Source organism: Pseudomonas sp. GL-RE-26 (assembly GCF_019956275.1).
Classification (GTDB): Bacteria; Pseudomonadota; Gammaproteobacteria; order Pseudomonadales; family Pseudomonadaceae; genus Aquipseudomonas; species Aquipseudomonas grandcourensis.
The window spans coordinates 171,718-188,628 of sequence record NZ_JAHBDI010000066.1 but is presented as its reverse complement, the minus strand read 5'-3'; the positions used below and the strand labels follow the sequence as shown (position 1 = coordinate 188,628).

13 protein-coding genes are annotated in these 16,911 nt (G+C 61.9%); 2 read left to right on the top strand and 11 right to left on the bottom strand.

Features of this window, described 5'->3' with window-relative positions; translation table 11 throughout:
• Positions 1–52: 52 nt before the first annotated feature.
• Positions 53–1,648, top strand: a complete 1,596-nt coding sequence (locus KGB07_RS26270; protein ID WP_223467022.1) for an EAL domain-containing protein — start codon at positions 53–55, stop codon at positions 1,646–1,648.
• 70 nt (positions 1,649–1,718) lie between these two features.
• On the top strand, positions 1,719–2,219 hold the full coding sequence (locus tag KGB07_RS26265) for an outer membrane beta-barrel protein (RefSeq protein ID WP_046037049.1): 501 nt from the start codon (positions 1,719–1,721) through the stop codon (positions 2,217–2,219).
• Positions 2,220–2,374: 155 nt separating this feature from the next.
• On the opposite strand, the gene aspT is transcribed toward KGB07_RS26265, so the two are convergent.
• From aspT to KGB07_RS26210, 11 genes are all read right to left on the bottom strand, one after another.
• A complete protein-coding gene (aspT, locus tag KGB07_RS26260; protein ID WP_223467020.1) occupies positions 2,375–4,066 on the bottom strand; it encodes an aspartate-alanine antiporter in 1,692 nt (563 codons plus the stop codon).
• A gap of 25 nt (positions 4,067–4,091) precedes the next feature.
• Positions 4,092–5,702 carry a mechanosensitive ion channel family protein gene (locus tag KGB07_RS26255; protein ID WP_223467018.1) on the bottom strand — a complete coding sequence of 537 codons (1,611 nt, stop codon included), beginning with the start codon at positions 5,700–5,702 and terminating at the stop codon, positions 4,092–4,094.
• Between the two features lie 311 nt (positions 5,703–6,013).
• Positions 6,014–6,469, bottom strand: a complete 456-nt coding sequence (locus KGB07_RS26250; RefSeq protein WP_223467016.1) for a YMGG-like glycine zipper-containing protein — start codon at positions 6,467–6,469, stop codon at positions 6,014–6,016.
• Positions 6,470–6,744: 275 nt separating this feature from the next.
• Entirely contained in the window at positions 6,745–7,107 is a 363-nt protein-coding gene (locus KGB07_RS26245; protein ID WP_223467015.1) for a DUF6124 family protein, read from the bottom strand.
• Between the two features lie 488 nt (positions 7,108–7,595).
• Positions 7,596–8,306, bottom strand: a complete 711-nt coding sequence (locus KGB07_RS26240; RefSeq protein WP_223467014.1) for an NAD(P)H-dependent oxidoreductase — start codon at positions 8,304–8,306, stop codon at positions 7,596–7,598.
• An 87-nt stretch (positions 8,307–8,393) separates the two neighbouring features.
• The gene (locus KGB07_RS26235; RefSeq protein WP_223467013.1) at positions 8,394–9,809 is read right to left on the bottom strand and encodes an aldehyde dehydrogenase family protein; all 1,416 of its coding nucleotides are present in this window, start codon (positions 9,807–9,809) and stop codon (positions 8,394–8,396) included.
• Positions 9,802–10,992, bottom strand: a complete 1,191-nt coding sequence (locus KGB07_RS26230) for a pyridoxal phosphate-dependent aminotransferase (protein WP_223467012.1) — start codon at positions 10,990–10,992, stop codon at positions 9,802–9,804. Before KGB07_RS26230 ends, KGB07_RS26235 begins: the two co-directional genes overlap by 8 nt.
• A 24-nt stretch (positions 10,993–11,016) precedes the next feature.
• A complete protein-coding gene (locus KGB07_RS26225) occupies positions 11,017–12,624 on the bottom strand; it encodes a 5-guanidino-2-oxopentanoate decarboxylase (RefSeq protein WP_223467063.1) in 1,608 nt (535 codons plus the stop codon).
• A gap of 10 nt (positions 12,625–12,634) precedes the next feature.
• The gene (locus tag KGB07_RS26220) at positions 12,635–14,734 is read right to left on the bottom strand and encodes an acetate--CoA ligase family protein (protein WP_223467011.1); all 2,100 of its coding nucleotides are present in this window, start codon (positions 14,732–14,734) and stop codon (positions 12,635–12,637) included.
• Positions 14,735–14,752: 18 nt separating this feature from the next.
• A complete protein-coding gene (locus tag KGB07_RS26215) occupies positions 14,753–15,913 on the bottom strand; it encodes an acyl-CoA dehydrogenase family protein (protein ID WP_046037060.1) in 1,161 nt (386 codons plus the stop codon).
• Positions 15,914–15,953: 40 nt separating this feature from the next.
• Complete coding sequence (locus KGB07_RS26210) at positions 15,954–16,745, bottom strand: enoyl-CoA hydratase/isomerase family protein (RefSeq protein ID WP_046037062.1); 792 nt, start codon at positions 16,743–16,745, stop codon at positions 15,954–15,956.
• Between the last annotated feature and the right edge of the window lie 166 nt (positions 16,746–16,911).

Below are 16,911 nucleotides of genomic sequence, written 5' to 3'. Positions count from 1 at the left end.
AATCCGCGACTACAGGATGCACAGTGAAATAATGATACCTCGGGGTTTTTCGATGGTTGCCGCATATAAAGCGTTACTTGGAAGGCACGCAGTCACTGTCTGTCTGATTGCTGCAGCAGGCTGGGCCGCATGGTTCTGTGCTGGAGGGCTCGCGGAACAATTCATTTCACGGAAGTTGAATAACGTTTATGCCGATCTACGTGCTGCTCAAGTGGAGCCCAATGCGCAGATCGACAAAGTACTGGAAACCCTCGACGATCTTGATCGCTCGGGTCAGGAATGCTCCGCCGAGCAATACTCGCAACTGGCTGACCTGGTCAAAAACCTGCGATTTGTTGATCAAGCGGCAATCCAGTTGCCCAATGGCAAGATCTGTTCCTCCTACGGACAAGAACTCCCGTCGATACTGGCCGGTAGCGAGAAACGCAAGTTCTCCGTTGGAAAGCGAACCTACTGGGTGGACTCTGCTCACACGGATTCTGCGGACACCGACTTTATCATTGTGTCGGAACAGTCAACCTACGTCTGGGCAAACAAGAAGATCCTGCTCGACAATTTGAAGTTTCCCGAGGACCTGCAACTGGACCTCATAGGCCCCGGCGGTGCAGTGCCCATTGCCTCTACGGGCCCCAGGCCGCTGACGGTGCAGAAGCCATTCCACCTGGAAGAACTGGTTACCTCGGCAGACAAGGTCCTCATCGCCTTTGCGGGCAACCGAAATGAACTGATCGCTGTCATTTCTCTTCCGCTGAGCTACCTGACGGTCCTCAAATTCAAATTATTCATTGGTCTTGCGTGCGTGTTCGTAGCGCTGCTCTTGCTCGCAAGGTGTGCCCAACGGCATTACACCTCGACCGCCGTACGGCTTCGCAATGCCCTGAAAGCCAACACGCTGGGTGTTCACTACCAGCCAATCGTCAACTTGAAGACGGGCTATCTGGTGGGCGCCGAATCACTTTCCCACTGGAACGACAACGGCACCCAAGTGCCTGCGGATGTTTTCATTGCGGTGGCGGAGAAGTCTGACCTGATCCGCAAACTTACGCGTTCGGTGATTCGACAAGTGGCCGAGGATTACAGCACCTACCTTTGGGCCTGCAAGGACTTTTACATTACGGTCAATCTTTGCGCCCAGGATATTCAGGACCCGAGCTTCCCCGACTATGTGGCCAGCGTGCTCGCAACCTACAACATGCCCGCGTCCGCCATGACGTTTGAAATCACCGAAAGGACCTTGCTCGATCAGAAGCCTGCCGCCATGCAATTGCGACGGCTTCGTGCGTGTGGACATCGCATTGCCGTGGACGACTTCGGTATCGGCTATTCCAACCTCTCGCTTCTGGATTCGGTGCCTTTCGACATTCTGAAAATAGATCGCTCGTTCATCGCAGACGACAAGATCGCGGCCAAGGATGCCCTGTGGCGCCACATTGCCCATCTGGCCAAGTCGCTGAGACTCAAGGTCGTAGCCGAAGGTGTAGAGACTCAGGAGCAACTGCCGCATCTGGTTTCGGAGGGGGTTCTACTGGCGCAAGGCTGGTTGTTCTCCAAAGCGCTGCCAATCCAGGCGTTGGCAAGACGCTACTTTCAATGCCCGGCAAACATCCCGCCCTACGACCCCAAAATATCAATCAATGACTTCTATTAACCCCTGATGGCCCCTCAAATGCTCGCCGAACCCTAACACCAGACAACCCTGTACAAGGACTCCACCACACATGCTACTTCGAAACCTTGGCTTCGCTTCACTGCTATCGCTGCTGTCTTTTCAGGCGCTCGCTGATGACAAAGGTTTATACCTTGGAGCGGGCGTAAGCAGCATACAGACCGACGAATCCAGACTGGACGACGACGACACCAGCTACAAGGTTTATGCCGGGTATCGCGTCAATAGCTACCTGGCCTTCGAGGGCGCCTACGTCGATCTCGGTCAATTCAAGGACAAGAATGTCGATTTCGAAGGCAAATCGGCTCAGGCTGCCGCCCATGTCGGCTTTCCGCTGGGTGATCGGATGCGGGTGTTCGGCAGTGTCGGTGCTCACGCCTGGGACGCCGACGGCAATGCCACCGACGACGATACCGGGGTTGATCTGACCTACGGTGTCGGCCTGGAGGTCGATGTCTTTCGTAACATCGGCCTGCGCGCTGAATACGAAGTCCTGGAGGTCGGAGAGATCGACCTGAACCAGACGACCGCATCCGCCTACATGCTTTTCTGACACCGCTACAACTGAGCGGCCTTGCCGGTCGCTCAACGCACTTTGCGCAACATCCCCCCGCCCTGGAACCGGGCCCGATAACCGGTACTCAAGTAAGCCTCCCCTCCCGCAATACGCCCTCCCTCGCCACAACAGTCACTACGGTTGCAAAATCGCTACCCCGCCACCACAAACACAATGATCGGCCCACATACCGCCAGCAATACATTGGAAATCGCATAACACACGGTAAAACCAATCACCGGGGTGTTGCTGCCGGACTGTTCGATGATCTTGTTCATCGACGCGGCTTCGGTCTGCGCACCGGCCAGGGCGCCGAACAGGATCATCGGGTGCAGGCGCAGCACATAGCGGCCGAAGTACAGCGCCACCAACGGCGGCACTATGGTGACCACGGCGCCGGACAGCAGCAATGCCAGGCCTTGTTCCTTCATCGCGGCAAATGCTGCCGGGCCCGCCAGCAGGCCGACCACCGCGCCGAACGCGGTCAAGCCGAATTCGGAAAACGCCCATTGCGCGGCGGGCGGCAACGCGCCGATTTCCGGGTGGCGCGAGTTGTACCAGCCGATCACCAGCGCGGCGACCAACACCCCGCCACCGATGCCCAGCTCCACGGGGATCATCCCGACATGGGTCGACAACAGCCCCAGCAACGAGCCCAGCACCATGCCAAGGGTGTGCACGGCGATGTCACTCTTGTAGTTGTTCTCGCGAATCCGCCCTAACCGCTTGGCCACCGCCTCGACACTGGCGGTGCGGCCGGTCAGGGTGATCACGTCGCCTCGACGCAGCACGGTGTTGGGCAGCAAGGGCAACTCGTAGCCCTGGCGGGTGATGGTATTGATGAAGCAGCCCAGACGCCTGGCGCTTTCCAGGCGGCTTTTTGCCTGATGGATTGTCTTGCCGGCGAACTCAGGCGAAGTCACGACAATGTCCACCTCGCGGGTGGGGAAAGACAAGGATTCGGCATGGTCGATTTCCGGCCCGATCCACTGGGTGAGCGTGCCCACGGCTTCGCGCAAGGCGTAGACCCCGACGATATCCCCGGCCATCAGCGTGAAAGCCTCGTCACGCTCGAAGACTTTGCCTGCACGCACCACGCGCTCGACAGTCAGCGACTCGTACTGTTTCTCCACATCGGCAATGCGCTGCCCATTCGCCGAACCGTTGGCGGCCACCTGATGGGCACGCACGACAATGCGGGTGTAAGGCACGGTGATCGCGTCTTCTTCCTTGGCGATACCCAGCTCCAGTTCCAGCTCCCGTGCCGACGCCTTGAGGTCCACACCCAGCAGCTTCGGAGCAATGCTGCCGACGAAGACGATCAGGCCGATGGTGCCGAACAGGTACGTGATCGCGTAGGCAATCGCCATGTGGCTGTTGAGTTGGGCCCTGGCCGCGGTGTCGATCGACAGTTGATTGATGGCGCTGGTGGCGGTACCCATGATCGCCGTATCGGTCAGTGCGCCGGCGCCGAGCCCGGCGGTGAAACCGGCGTCGAAATCGAACACCGCATTCATCAGCAGGATTGCCGCCAGCGCCGTCCCGCACAGCACCACGCTCAACACCACCAGTTTCAGCGTCCCGCGATTGAGGCTGCCGAAAAACTCCGGCCCGCTCTTGAAGCCGACCGCGTAGATGAACATCACGAAAAACACCGACTTCAATCCGGTCGGCACTTCCAGCCCGATCTGGCCGATCAGCAGCCCCATCAGCAGCGCACCGGCCACGGAACCGAGGTGAAAACTGCCGATGTGGATGCTCCCGATGAACACGCCCAGGGCAATGGCCAGGAACACCGCGATTTCCGGGTCGGTCCGCAGGGCGTGGAGAATGAACTCAAGCATGGTGCGAACTCCCTTTCAGGCGAAATCAGGATTCCTTCGGTTCTTGTGCCGGGGCCGGGTACCACTTGTCCCTGGGCACCCATTTCTCTTGTTGCGGATCGCCCAGGTAGTGCGGCGACATGATCTGCACGCCGTACTCGTTGAACACATCCTGGATGTTAGCGTGCAGCATGCTCAGCAGCACGGCGCGCGGCCGAGGCTGACTGGGAATGGCCTGGGCCACCAGCCGGTATTCCGGGTAGAAGTCCGACAATGCCGTCTGGAACACCTGGGCCGGCGGTACTTCGAGAATCCCCGGCGTGCGTTTCGCGGCCTCCAGCAACATCGCCTCCACCTGCCGCCACGGCGTGTCGTAGCCGATGGTCACGATGGTGTCGACCACGTAGCCGGGGCCTTGTACCACCCGCGAGTAGTTCTTGGTGACGGTGCCGGTGATCATCGAGTTGGGCAGGGTCAGCACCTCGCCCAGGCCGGTGCGAATGCTGGTGGTGAACATGCCCAGTTCGGTCACCGTGCCTTCGTAGTCGCCGATGCGCACAAATTCGCCGGGGCGCAGGGTTCGGGTGTAGGTCAGGATCAACCCCGCCGCCGCCTGGCCCACCACGCTGGTGGCGCCCAGGGAAATCATCAGGCCGATCAACACCGACAAGCCTTTGAAGGCATCGGTGCCGGCGCCCGGCAGGTACGGATAGGCCATGGCCAGGGCAAACAGCCAGATCGCCAGGGACGTCAGGCGCTGGGTCGGTTGCAGAGTTTCATGGTTGAGCCAGCTGAGGGTTCCCGGTGCCGTCATGCGCCGCAGTATCCGCCGCATGAACGCGGTTGCGCCGCGGGCGATGAAGAAGATCGCCAGCGCCACGCCCAGCCCGGGTATGGCACCGACGATGCCTTGCAGCAGATAGTCGCCGAGCTCCAGCAGATAGTTGTTGAGGCTCTCGCCCCAGGGACGGGTATAGGGAAAGCGCGACAGGACGAAGCCCAGCCATTCGTACGTCAGCAGCAACACGACGATCCAGCGCACCAGTTCCAGCAGGCGGCTGGCCAGCGGATACAGGTAATTGGCGTCGACCAGCGGCACCCGTCCGACTTTCAGGGCCTGGGTGTGCCGATGCATCAGCTCGGGCAGTTTCTTCAGCACTCTGCGCCGCAGGTACGACATGCCGAACAGCAGCGCGATGTAAATGCCGGTGGCGATCAACGCGGCGACTACGGAGCGTAGGATCAACTGCAGGCTACGGGCCTCCCGGGTTTCGGCCACAACCTGGCGCAGCCGGTCGGCCGCGGCTTCGGCGGCCTGCTGTACCGTGTCGTACTCGGTCTCGTCGAAATCCTTGGGCGAAACGATAAAAGCGCGCCGGCTACCCAGCAGCACCATGTAGCTTTTCATGATCGGGTCGATGGTGACATTGAGGTCGTCGGCGTCGTCCAGCTCTTCACCGATCACCGCTTTCGCCCGTTTGACCCGGGAGGCCGGGGCCTCACCGAGGATGGTCGCGCGAAACACCATGATGCTGCGGTTGGCCACTTTCAATTCAACGGGAGCATCAACCACTTTCGGCGCGTCTTCGGCCCACAGCTGCACCGACCAAAACATCCCGAAAACAGTAAACATTACAGCGAGCAGCCTGCTCCGCATGTGTCGGATCCTTACTTCACAAAATTCAAATCGAGGGTACGTACCGCAGCGTAGTTCACCGATGAACGGTTGTCAGATTTGAGCTACAGGCAGTTTCCCCATGGGTCTTTTCCCTTGAAACAATGCCCCGACACCCGCCCATGAAAGTGGCTCAAGCAGCAGAAAGTGCGTTCCTGGCTCGATCCCGAAAACACTGAAGATCCCTGCGGGAGCGAGCTTGCTCGCGATAGCTGTGGGTCAGGCACCGGGATGTCGAATGTGCCGACGCCATCGCGAGCAAGCTCGCTCCCACAGTGTGTTTCGTACCTGACTCAAGGATTGACCTGATAACCCTTGCCCTGCAAACAACTGCTGTAGGCCGAAGCGGTATTCGCCTGGGTGGTTTTCTCGTCCGCCCGGCGCTCCTGACGCTGGCGCGAACCACCGACAACCATACCGGCCGCGGCGGTTTCCTTGGCGCGGTCCTGGCGGACGTTCTGTTTCACGTCACTGTCGACACGATCATCATACGCATCGTGCTGATTACTGCGCACACCAGACGCCACGGCGCCGGCTGCAGCCCCCACCGCCGCCCCTTTGACCCGCCCGCCGGATGGCTGCGAAGACGTCGATGAGGCCTGACTGTTGGCAATGCTGTTGCATTCGTTGATGTCGGCCTGGGTTTGTTGCGAACTTTGCCCTTTCATCGGCACTACCGATTGTGCCCATCCCGGGCTACTCAAAACCGACAATGCGATGCACAGGCTGACCGGTGAAAACCTATTCATGATGACCTCCGACAGGCTTGCCACAACGGGCAAGCCTTGGGGCGACTGGCGGATGGCAAGCGACGTCATGCGTCGCCCTGCTGATCGGGTGGAACAACTGAAAAGTGTAGTTCAACGGTCCCGCCGAGAAGGACTTCCGAACAAGCGGTGGGTGTTGTGTGGGAGCGAGCCTGCTCGCGAAGGCGGTCGACCAGCCAGCATCTATGTCGGGAGTACTGGCGCCTTCGCGAGCAGGCTCGCTCCTACAGGCTTACTGGTGATCTGCGGATATGCGGTTACTCAGGCGGATCAAGCTGATCCAGCGCCCGGTTCACCGCCAGTTCGCCGAGCATGATCACTTGCGCAATGCCCAGTAGCGCATTGCGACTGGTGCCTTGCAGATGATCCACCAGATCGTTGGCCATGACATGGGCCGACGCCAGCGATTCACAGGCATGCACCAGTAAGGTCTCGACATTGAGTTCGGGATTGACGATGAACATGGAACTGGGTTTACGCGGCGTGGCCATGATGCCGGGACCGGGGTTGAGGTAATGATCGAGGGCGCGCTCGGCGGCTTCGTGGAGCTTTTGGGAGTCGAGGCTTTCGTACGGGGAAGTGGGATCGGTGTCCGGCGGGTTGGGTGTGACTTTGAACATAGTGAAACTCCTTATGCGAAGAACAAAGGAGCCATCACCATCGCTACCAAACGAAGGGTGGTGGCCATACGAAGGTTGGTAGACCGGTCGCACAAGAACCCGGCGCTCCCGAAGGAGCCCTGCGCATGGCCACCATAAATAAAGTCCAATGAAAGCGACTGAATAAGGCGGCGCTACGCTTGTTCGAGACGGGCTACCAAACCCGATCGCTGCTGTTTTGCAGCGACCGGCCAACGATAAATCCCACCCCCAAGACGCACAAGCCGGCGGATTCTGGCGTAGCTGTAGGCAATGACGCAAGCCGTCGTAGCTTGCGGGAAGTAACGCTGACAGCCGCTAAACAGCCCCTTAAACACACACCAATAGGACAGCCAATACAAAGAACTGTAGGAGCGAGCCTGCTCGCGATGAGGGTATCAGCTTCAACATCCATGTTGGCTGAGCCACCATCGCGAGCAGGCTCGCTCCTACAGGGTATGTGGTGTTAGTCAGGCATTGGTGGTCAGTGGATACAGCTGCTCATCAAACTGCGACAGCTTCGGAAATACCAGTGGTTGGTCGTCGCTCAAGTGCTGCAAACGCTGGCTGTAATCAACCAGAAATTGCTGGCGCGCCTCTTCACTGATGTACGGCACATGCCAAGCCACGAAGGGTTCCAGCACATCGAACCCGACATAGGCCAACGTGCCACGCAGGATCGGCCGCAGCATGTCCTCCAATGGCCCATGAATCGCACCGTCGCCAAACATGTGTTCACGACCGCCGAGGGTCACGGTCACCAGCGCCTTCTTCCCGGCCAGACCACCCTGATCATAGAAGCGCTTGCCGCCATAGCAAATGCCGGACACCAGCACCCGGTCGATCCAGCCCTTGAGCATGGCCGGGGCGGAGAACCAGAAGATCGGGAAGTTGAGGATCAGCAGGTCGGCCCACAGCAGTTTGTCCAGTTCCGCCTGGATGTCCGGTGCCAGCGACTGGCTCTTCACGCCCAGGCGTTGTTCCAGGGCATAGACCAGGTACTCGGGGTCTTCCCTATTGGAGAAGTCCGCGTCGCTGGCCACCGGGTTCCAGTTCATTTTGTACAGGTCGCTGACCTGCACTTCATGGCCCTGGGCTTCGAGGGTGGCGACAGCCTGGTCACGCAGGGCGGCGGTGAAGGATTGCGGCTCCGGGTGAGCGTGGACGATCAGTACTTTCATGGTGGTTCCTTAGACTTGTTCCAGCGTATCGGTTGAAGGTGTGGAGTAGCAAAATCGTGGGTGATATACAGTTTGAGTCGCCAACCGTCACACCTGGATCGCCTTCACTTCGACGAACTCGTTCAGTCCCTCCTCACCCCATTCGCGACCGTTACCCGATTGTTTGTAGCCACCGAACGGCGCCTGATAATTGAACGCCGCGCCATTGAGAAAGCACTGACCGGCGCGCATCTGCCGCCCCAGGTGCAAGGCACGCTCGGCACTGCCGGCCCAGACGCCGCTGGACAGGCCGAACGGCGAGTCGTTGGCGATCTGGATCGCTTGCGCCTCATCGGCATAGGGAATCAGGCACAGCACCGGGCCGAAGATTTCTTCCTGGGCGATGCGCATGCGGTTGTCGACATCGGCGAACAGCGTCGGGCTGACATAGAAGCCGCGTTCGAAAGTCGACGGCGTGTCACCGCCGCATAGCAGTCGTGCGCCTTCCTGTTGACCGACCTTGATGTAGTCGAGCACGGTGCGTTTTTGCCCGGCCGAACACATCGGACCGAGGAAGCTTTGCGGGTCGAGGGGATCGCCCATGCGCAGGCTCAGGGTTTCCGCCAGAGCCAGTTCCACGGCCTCGGCGTAGCGGCTGGCCGGCAGCAGCATGCGGGTCAGCGCGGTGCAGGTCTGGCCGGAGTTGATCATCACGTCCTGCACGCCGTAGCGCACGGCTGCGGCCAGGTCGGCATCCTCGGCGATCAGCAACGGTGACTTGCCGCCCAGTTCCAGGCACACGCGCTTGACCGATGGCGCCGCCGCCTGCGTGACGCGAACGCCGGCGCCGGTGGAGCCGGTGAACGACACCATGTCCACGTCCGGGTGTTTAGCGAGAGCTTCACCGACTTTCGAACCCGGCCCGCTGACCAGGTTGAACACCCCGGCCGGCAGACCGATGTCCTCGATCATTTGCGCCAGCAGGAAGGCATGCAGCGGGGTTTCCTGACTCGGCTTGACCACCACCGTGCAACCGGCGGCCAGTGCTGGAGCGAGTTTGCCGATCAGCTGGTGCAGCGGGTAATTCCACGGGTTGATGAACGCGCAGACACCCACGGCCTCGCGGATCACCAGCGAGTTGCCGACTTCGCGCACCTCGTCCATGAGATGAGCCAGTTCGACGTACTGCTCAAGGCCAGTGATCGGCCCATCGACCTGCACCGAGCGGCACCATTGCACCGGCATGCCCAGTTCCGTGGTGATGACCGCGGCCATTTCATCGGCACGATTGCGCAGTTGATCGGCCAGTGCGCGGATGTAGCCGGCACGCACGCTGGACGGTGTGCGCGACCATGAAGAGAAGGCCCTGCGTGCAGCCGCCACGACGTTTTCGACATCGAGTTCATCACCCAGCGGAACGCTGCCGCAGACTTCTTCGGTGGCCGGGTTGATCACCTCGGCGATGCCCTGCCCCGACGGAGTTTGCCAGCGACCATCAATAAACAGTGTCTTGTGATTAAGCATGAACCTGGGCCTCCATCAATTCTTGAGCACAACGAGCAATGCGCTGGCAGGCATCGCGCAGCGGTTCGGCGCCGACCACCAGACCGACGCGAATATGCCCCGCCGCGCTCGGACCAAAGGCCTCGCCCGCCAGGACCGACACGCCGTGGCGATCCAGCAACCGGTCGGCAAACGCCTGGGCGCTGAGCCCGGTCCGGCGGATATCGAGCATCACGAACATCCCGCCATCAGGTTTCAACGCCCGCACGCCGGGGCAATCGGCCAGGCTGTCGCACACCAGATCGCGACGCTGGCGATAGGCTTCGCGCATGGCTTCGAGTTCCGGCAGGTTGCTTTCCAGGGCGACCACGGCAGCGTCCTGAATGAAATCCGGCGAGCCGTAGAGCATGCACAACGCGAGGTTTTCCAGGTGCGCGGCCAAGGATGGCGGCGCCACCACCCAGCCGACGCGCCAGCCGGTCATGGCGTGGGATTTCGACAGGCTGTTGAGGGTCGCGGTGCGCTCGGCCATGCCCGGCAGGCTCGCCGGGCTGACGTGCTCGCCTTCGAACAGCAATTCGCTGTAGACCTCATCGGAAATCAGCCAAAGGTCGTGGGCGATGCACAGTTCAGCCAAGGCAGTCCAGGTGCTGCGCGGCAGACTCGCGCCCGACGGGTTGTGAGGGCTGTTCAGTGCCAGCGCCCGGGTGCGCGGGGTGATGCGCGCGGCAACGTCTTCGGGCAGCACACGGAAGCCGTTTTCCGAGCGCACAGGCACCGGCACCACCACGGCACCACAAGCACCGAACACCGCTTCATAGGTGACGTACATCGGTTCGGCGACGATCACTTCGTCACCCGGATTGAGCACGCATTGGGCCACGCTGAACAGCGCACATTGCGCCCCGGCCAGCACGGTGACTTGATCCGCCGAAACGGATTGGCCGCTGCGCTGCTGATGACGCCTGGCGATGGCTTCACGCAGGGCACGCTTGCCGCGCACCTCGGCATAGTGAGTGTTGCCGCTCAGCAGGCTGTCGATGGCGCCCTGCACGATAGGCTGTGGCGTGTCGAAATCCGGATCGCCCACGGACAACAGCAGAATGTCTTCACCCTGCTCGCGCAGTGCCAGGGCGCGGTAGTGGATGTCCCACGCGGCGGCGCCGTCACCGGAGATACGTTGAGTCAGATCGGAAAAGCGCATGGCTTCATCCCCTTGAAATGCAGATCAATGTGCACAGGCATGTTTGAGTTCGATCAAAGTCACGCCGTTACGCTTGAAGCCTTGGCGCAGGTCGGTCTGCAACTCGGCCAGGCTTTGCGGCTGAGTCACGGTGCAGCCAAAGGCACGAGCGAGGGCGGCGAAATCCGGGTTGCGCGGCAGCACGCCGATGGGTTCGATATCCAGGCCGATCATGTCGTCGCGAATCTGCCCCAGGGCGTCGTTGTTCCACAGCAGCACCACCAGCGGGCTGTCCAGTTCCTCGACAGCCGTGGCCAGTTCCTGGGCGGTGTAGAGGAAACCACCATCGCCCACCAGCACCAGGCCCGGCCGCTGTGGCGCGCCGAACTTGGCGCCGATGCCAGCCGGCAGGCCATAACCCAAAGTGCCGTAGCCGGTGGGATGCAGCCAGCTGCGGATGGCCAGGCTGTCGAAGGCGTAGTTGCCGGTGTAGGCCAGTTGGGTCATGTCGGTGCTGATGAAGGCGTTGTCCGGAAGCTCCGCAGCGATACGGTCGAGAATCGATTGATGGATCGACTGCAACGGGCCATGGCTGGCCTTGACCGCTTCACGCAGGGCGGCGACCGAGGCAATCGCAGCGCCGGCGTCGCGCACATCAGACGGCAGACGCTCAAGCAAACCACTGAGGGTTTGTTGTGCATCGCCATGCAACGCCACGGCGCATGGGTAGAAGTCGTTGAACTTGCGCGGGTCGATGTCGACGCGCAGCAGTTCGCCATTGAGCGGCAGGCGTTCGCGCCAGAAGTCGGTATCGGCCATTTCGGTGCCGACCGCCAGTACCACGTCGGCCTCGGCGATCAGCTTCCAGCCCGGCTCCACACACAGGGATGAGCCAGCGTTGAGCGGCGCATCCGGCGGCAGCAAGCCCTTGCCGGCGACGCTGGTGAACAGCGGCGCAGCGAGCCGGGTGCTGATCTCTTGCAGCTGCGAAACGGCATTGAGCGCACCACCACCGGCGATGATCATCGGTCGCTTGGCAGCCTTGAGCCTGGCCACGGCTTGACCGATGACGATGGCGGATGCCGGGCCACGACCCGGACGACGCACCACCTCATTGCTCCAGTCACGGGCAATCGGTGCCGATAGCACGTCCAGCGGCACCGAGATGTGCACCGGACGCGGGCGCTCGCTGTCGAACACCGCGTAGGCGCGGGCGATCAGTTCCGGCAGGTCTTCAGCAGTCAACGCCACTGCGGAGAACGCCGTGATCGGCGCGGTCATCGCCCGCTGATCCTGGCACTCGTGCAGGCTGCCCCAGCCCTTGCCGAGGCTGGCGCTGTGGTTGACGCTGGAAATCACCAGCATCGGAATCGAGTCGGCGTAGGCCTGGCCGATGCCGGTGGCGGCGTTGGTCACGCCGGGGCCGGTGATGACGAAGCACACGCCGGGTTTGCCGCTGACCCGGGCATAACCGTCGGCCATGAAACTGGCGCCCTGCTCATGGCGGGTCAGCACGTGGCGGATGCCGCTGCCGGGCAGGCCGCGATACAGCTCCAGGGTATGTACGCCGGGGATGCCGAACACAGTATCGACGCCGTAGTTGGCCAACAGGCGCACCAGGGCCTGGCCACCGGTCAATGTTTTGCTTTGCATTTTCATGTCCTCACTCCTGACCGAGGCGAATCAACGCATCGACCGCCGTCGTGCCATGGGCACCAACCAACAATGGGTTCACATCGAGTTCCAGCAGGTGTGCGGCGCTCTCGCAGGCGTAGTCGGCCACGGCGCGGATGGCGATCACCAAGGCGTCCAGGTCCGCAGACTCGCGACCACGGAAACCTTGCAGCAACGGCGCGCTGCGCAGGCTGAGCAAGGCATTGCGGATCGCGCCGTCGGTGGTCGGCAGCAACAGGCTGCGACTGTCCTTGAGCAACTCCACCAGAATGCCGCCGGCACCGATCACCAGCGCGAGGCCGAAATCGTTTTCGCGCTTGATGCCGACAATCAGCTCAGCCAGTGGCGGTTTGGCCATGGGTTCGAGCAGCAGTTGATCGAAGGGTACGCCCGGGGCGTAAGCGGCGATGCTGCTGCGCATCTTCTCCAACGCAGCGCTCAATGCCGCGCCGTCCTTGAGGTTCAGCGCCACGGCGCCAGCCTCGGTCTTGTGTGGCAGTTGAGCGCTGACCGCTTTGAGTACCAGCGGATAGCCCAACGCTTCGGCGTCCTTCAGGGCCTTGTCCGGGGTGCTCAATACGCCGTTGGGCGTCGGCAAGCCAAAGGCTTTTAACGCCTGTTTGGAATCCCACTCATTGAGCAAACGCCCCTCGCCTTCCAGCGCATGCGGGCACAACGGCACCAGCGCCGATTCCCCCAGCGCCAGCAAGGCATGGCGGTTGCGCTGATAACCGGCGATGCGCCCCCACGCGGCCAACCCGTCTTCAACGCCCTGCAAGGCCGCGACGCCTTGGGCGTGCAGACGCTCACGGGCATGGGCCGGCAGCAGCTCAGGGAAGGCCGAGGTGACAAAACCGGTCTTGCCGTGACGTTGCAGTGCCGCGCAGTACAACTCCAGCAGCAGGTCGCATTCCTTGCGCTCGCCGGTGAACTCCGACGGGTAGTCGAGCACCAGCATCGCCGCGTCGGCTTCGGTGCGTAGCGCGCTGTCGAGCATGCGGTTCAAGGCTTCGCCGTCGCCCCAGATCGCCGTGGTGAAATCCAGCGGGTTGACCAGGTTGGCGTAGGTCGGCAGCACTTGCGCGAGTTCGCCGACCTGCCCTTGATCGAGTTTCGGCAGGCCCAGGTCGTTGCGTTCGGCGTAGTCGGCAATCAGCCCGGCATCGCCACCGGAACAGGCCAGCGCGATCAGGCTGTTGCCCGCCGGCAGGTTGCCGCAGGCGGCGGCCTTGAGGGTTTCGACAAAACTCACCGGGCCGCTGACGCGAATCACCCCGAGACGGTCGAACAATGCGTCATACAGCGCATCGGAGCCGGACAGCGAACTGGTGTGACTCAAGGCCAGTTCGGCACCGATCTGCGACACACCGGTTTTCAGGGCGATGATCGGGATGCCCTTCTCCAGCGCCTTGTGCGCGGCGCGGGCAAAACCCGGCACGTTCTTCAGGCCTTCCAGGTGCAGGCCGATGGCTGTGACGCGCGGCTCGTCGAGCAACACGTCCATCAGTTCAGCCACGCCCAGTTGCGCCTGATTGCCCACCGACGCCATGTAGGCCACCGGCAGCGAGCGGTCGCTCATGGACAGGTTGTAGGCGAAGTTGCCGCTCTGGGTCAGCACCGCCACGCCCTTCTCCACCGCTTTGCCGCCATGGGCCACCGGCCACAGCGCGGAACTGTGCAGGTAGTCGAGCAGGCCGTAGCAGTTGGGGCCGAGCAAGGCCATGTCGCCAGCGGCCTTGAGCAGTTGCTGTTGCAGGGCCTGGCCTTCGGCGCCGGTCTCGGCGAAGCCGGAGGCGTAGCAGATGGCCCCGCCCGCGCCGATGGCGGCCAGTTCGGCGACGCAGGTCAGCGTCAGTTCGCGGTTGGTGGCGATGAATACCGCGTCCGGGCCGCAAGGCAGCTCGGCAACGCTGCGCACGCACGGCACGCCCTCAAGGCTGTCGTGCTGCGGATTGACCAGCCACATTTGCCCTTGGTAGCCGCCTTCGGCACAGCGCTTGAGGGCGCGGGCCATGCTGCGGCCGCCGACGAACGCCACATGTTGCGGCGCGAGCATGCGTTTGAGGTTGTCACGAATGGTTTGGGACATGGGAATTCTCCGGGCCGATCAGCGCAGCAGCGGCCGCAGCAGCTCGCGGGAAATGATGTGGCGCTGGATTTCCGAAGTACCTTCCCAGATCCGTTCGATCCGCGCGTTGCGCCAGATGCGCTCCACCGGACCTTCGTCCATCAGGCCCATGCCGCCGAAGATCTGTACCGCCTCATCGGCAGTACGCCCGAGCACTTCACTGGCGAACAGCTTGGCCATGCCGGCCTCGCCATCGGTCATGGTGCCCTGGTCCATTTTCCAGGCGGTGTGCAGGGTCAGCAGTTCAGCTGCACGAATCTGTGTGGCCATGTCGGCCAATTTGAACGACACGCCCTGGTAGGTGCCGATCGGCTGGCCGAACTGCTTGCGATCCGCCGCCCATTGCAGCGACACGTCCAGTGCGCGCTGGGCCTGACCGACGCAGTTGGCCGCGACCATCACCCGGCCGGCGGTCAGCCAGGCGTTGGCCACCTCCCAACCCTTGCCGACTTCGCCCAGCACTTTGCTGGCCGGCACACGGCAGTCGTCGAAGAACATTTCAAAGGTGTGGTAACCACGGTTGCTCACGCACTTCGGTCCACGGCGAATGGTCATGCCCGGGGTGTTGCGGTCGACCAGGAACGAGGTCACGGCGTTACGCTTTTTGCCGTTGTGTTCATAGGTGTCGGTCACGGCGAAGACAATGGCGAAATCGGCATGGCCAGCGTGGCTGATGAAATGCTTGCTGCCGTTGAGAATGAAGTCGTCGCCTTCACGCACGGCGCGGGTCTTGATCGCATTGGCGTCGGAGCCGGCACCCGGCTCGGTCAGGGCGAAGCAATCGATTTTTTCGCCCTGGATGCTCGGCAACAGGTAGTCGTTGATCTGGTCGCCGGTGCAGGCCATGAGGATCTTCGACGGCCGCGCGACGAACACGTGCAGCGCCCAGGACACCTTGGACAGCTCACGTTCGATCAGCGCCTGGGACAGGTAGTCCAGGCCGCCACCGCCCACTTCTTCGGGCATGTTGAAGGCGTAGAAGCCGGCGGCAATCGCCTTGCCGCGAATCTGCGCCGCCAGTTCCGGGGAGACCTCGTCGGCGCGGTCGACTTGCTCTTCATAGGGCAGCAGTTCCTTCTCGACGAAGCTGCGTACCGAGTCCACCAACATTTCTTGTTCTTGGGTCAGTTGGAAATTCATGCTGCTACCTGTTGTTCGTGTTCTGGGAGATGGAGAGGAATCAACGACCGATGTAGCGTGCCGGGCGTTTTTCCATGGCGGCGCGCAGGGCTTCGGTGCCGTCTTCGCTGCGACCGCAGAGCAGGCCGGCGGCGAGTTCGGCTTGCAGTTGTTCGGCCAAGCTGCGCTCGGCGCCTTCGCGCATGAGTTTTTTGGTCTGGGCGAAGGCGAAGGTCGGGCCCGCGGCCAGGCGTGCGGCCAATTCGCTGGTGACCGTCAGCAGTTGATCGTCGGCGCAGACATCGCCAACCAGACCGGCGTCGAGGGCACGGTCAGCGCCCCACAATTCATCGAGGAACAGCAGGCGCTTGGCCTGTTCGCTGCCGATCAGACGCGGCAGGTGCCAACTGGCGCCGGCATCCGGCGAGTACGCCATGCTGGTGTAGCCGGCCTTGAAGCGTGCCGATTGCCCGGCGATGCGCAGGTCGCAGCACAGGGTCAGGTCCATCCCGGCGCCGACGGCGGTGCCGTTGATGGCGGCGATGGTGGGTTTTTCCAGGCTGTGCAGACGGGTCATCAAGGCGTGGGCGGTTTCGGTCCAGCCGTAGGTTTCCAGCGCGCCACGGGCTTCGGCGTCGGCCCATTCATCGAGGTCAGCGCCGGCGCAGAAGCTGCGGCCGCTGCCGGTAAGCACCACCACGCGCACCGCTGGATCGGCGTTGAAAGCGTCGAGCAAGCCGTGCAGGTTTTTCAGCGTCGGAATGTCCAGCGCATTGCGCTGGGCAGTGCGATTGAGGGTGATCCAGGCAACGCCTGCTTCGACCTGGCTGAGCAGCGACGATTGAGTGGTCATGGGAATCCTCGAATTATTGTGATTGGTCTGAGGTGATGCGATTTGAGGCCATACTAAACGAGTGTTCAGCAAGGCGGCAATCGGCTTGGAAATTGGCTGTAACAAGCCAAAAAACTTCGCAACACATTGGTTTTATTGAATTATTTCAAGAATGGCGAGCAACGGC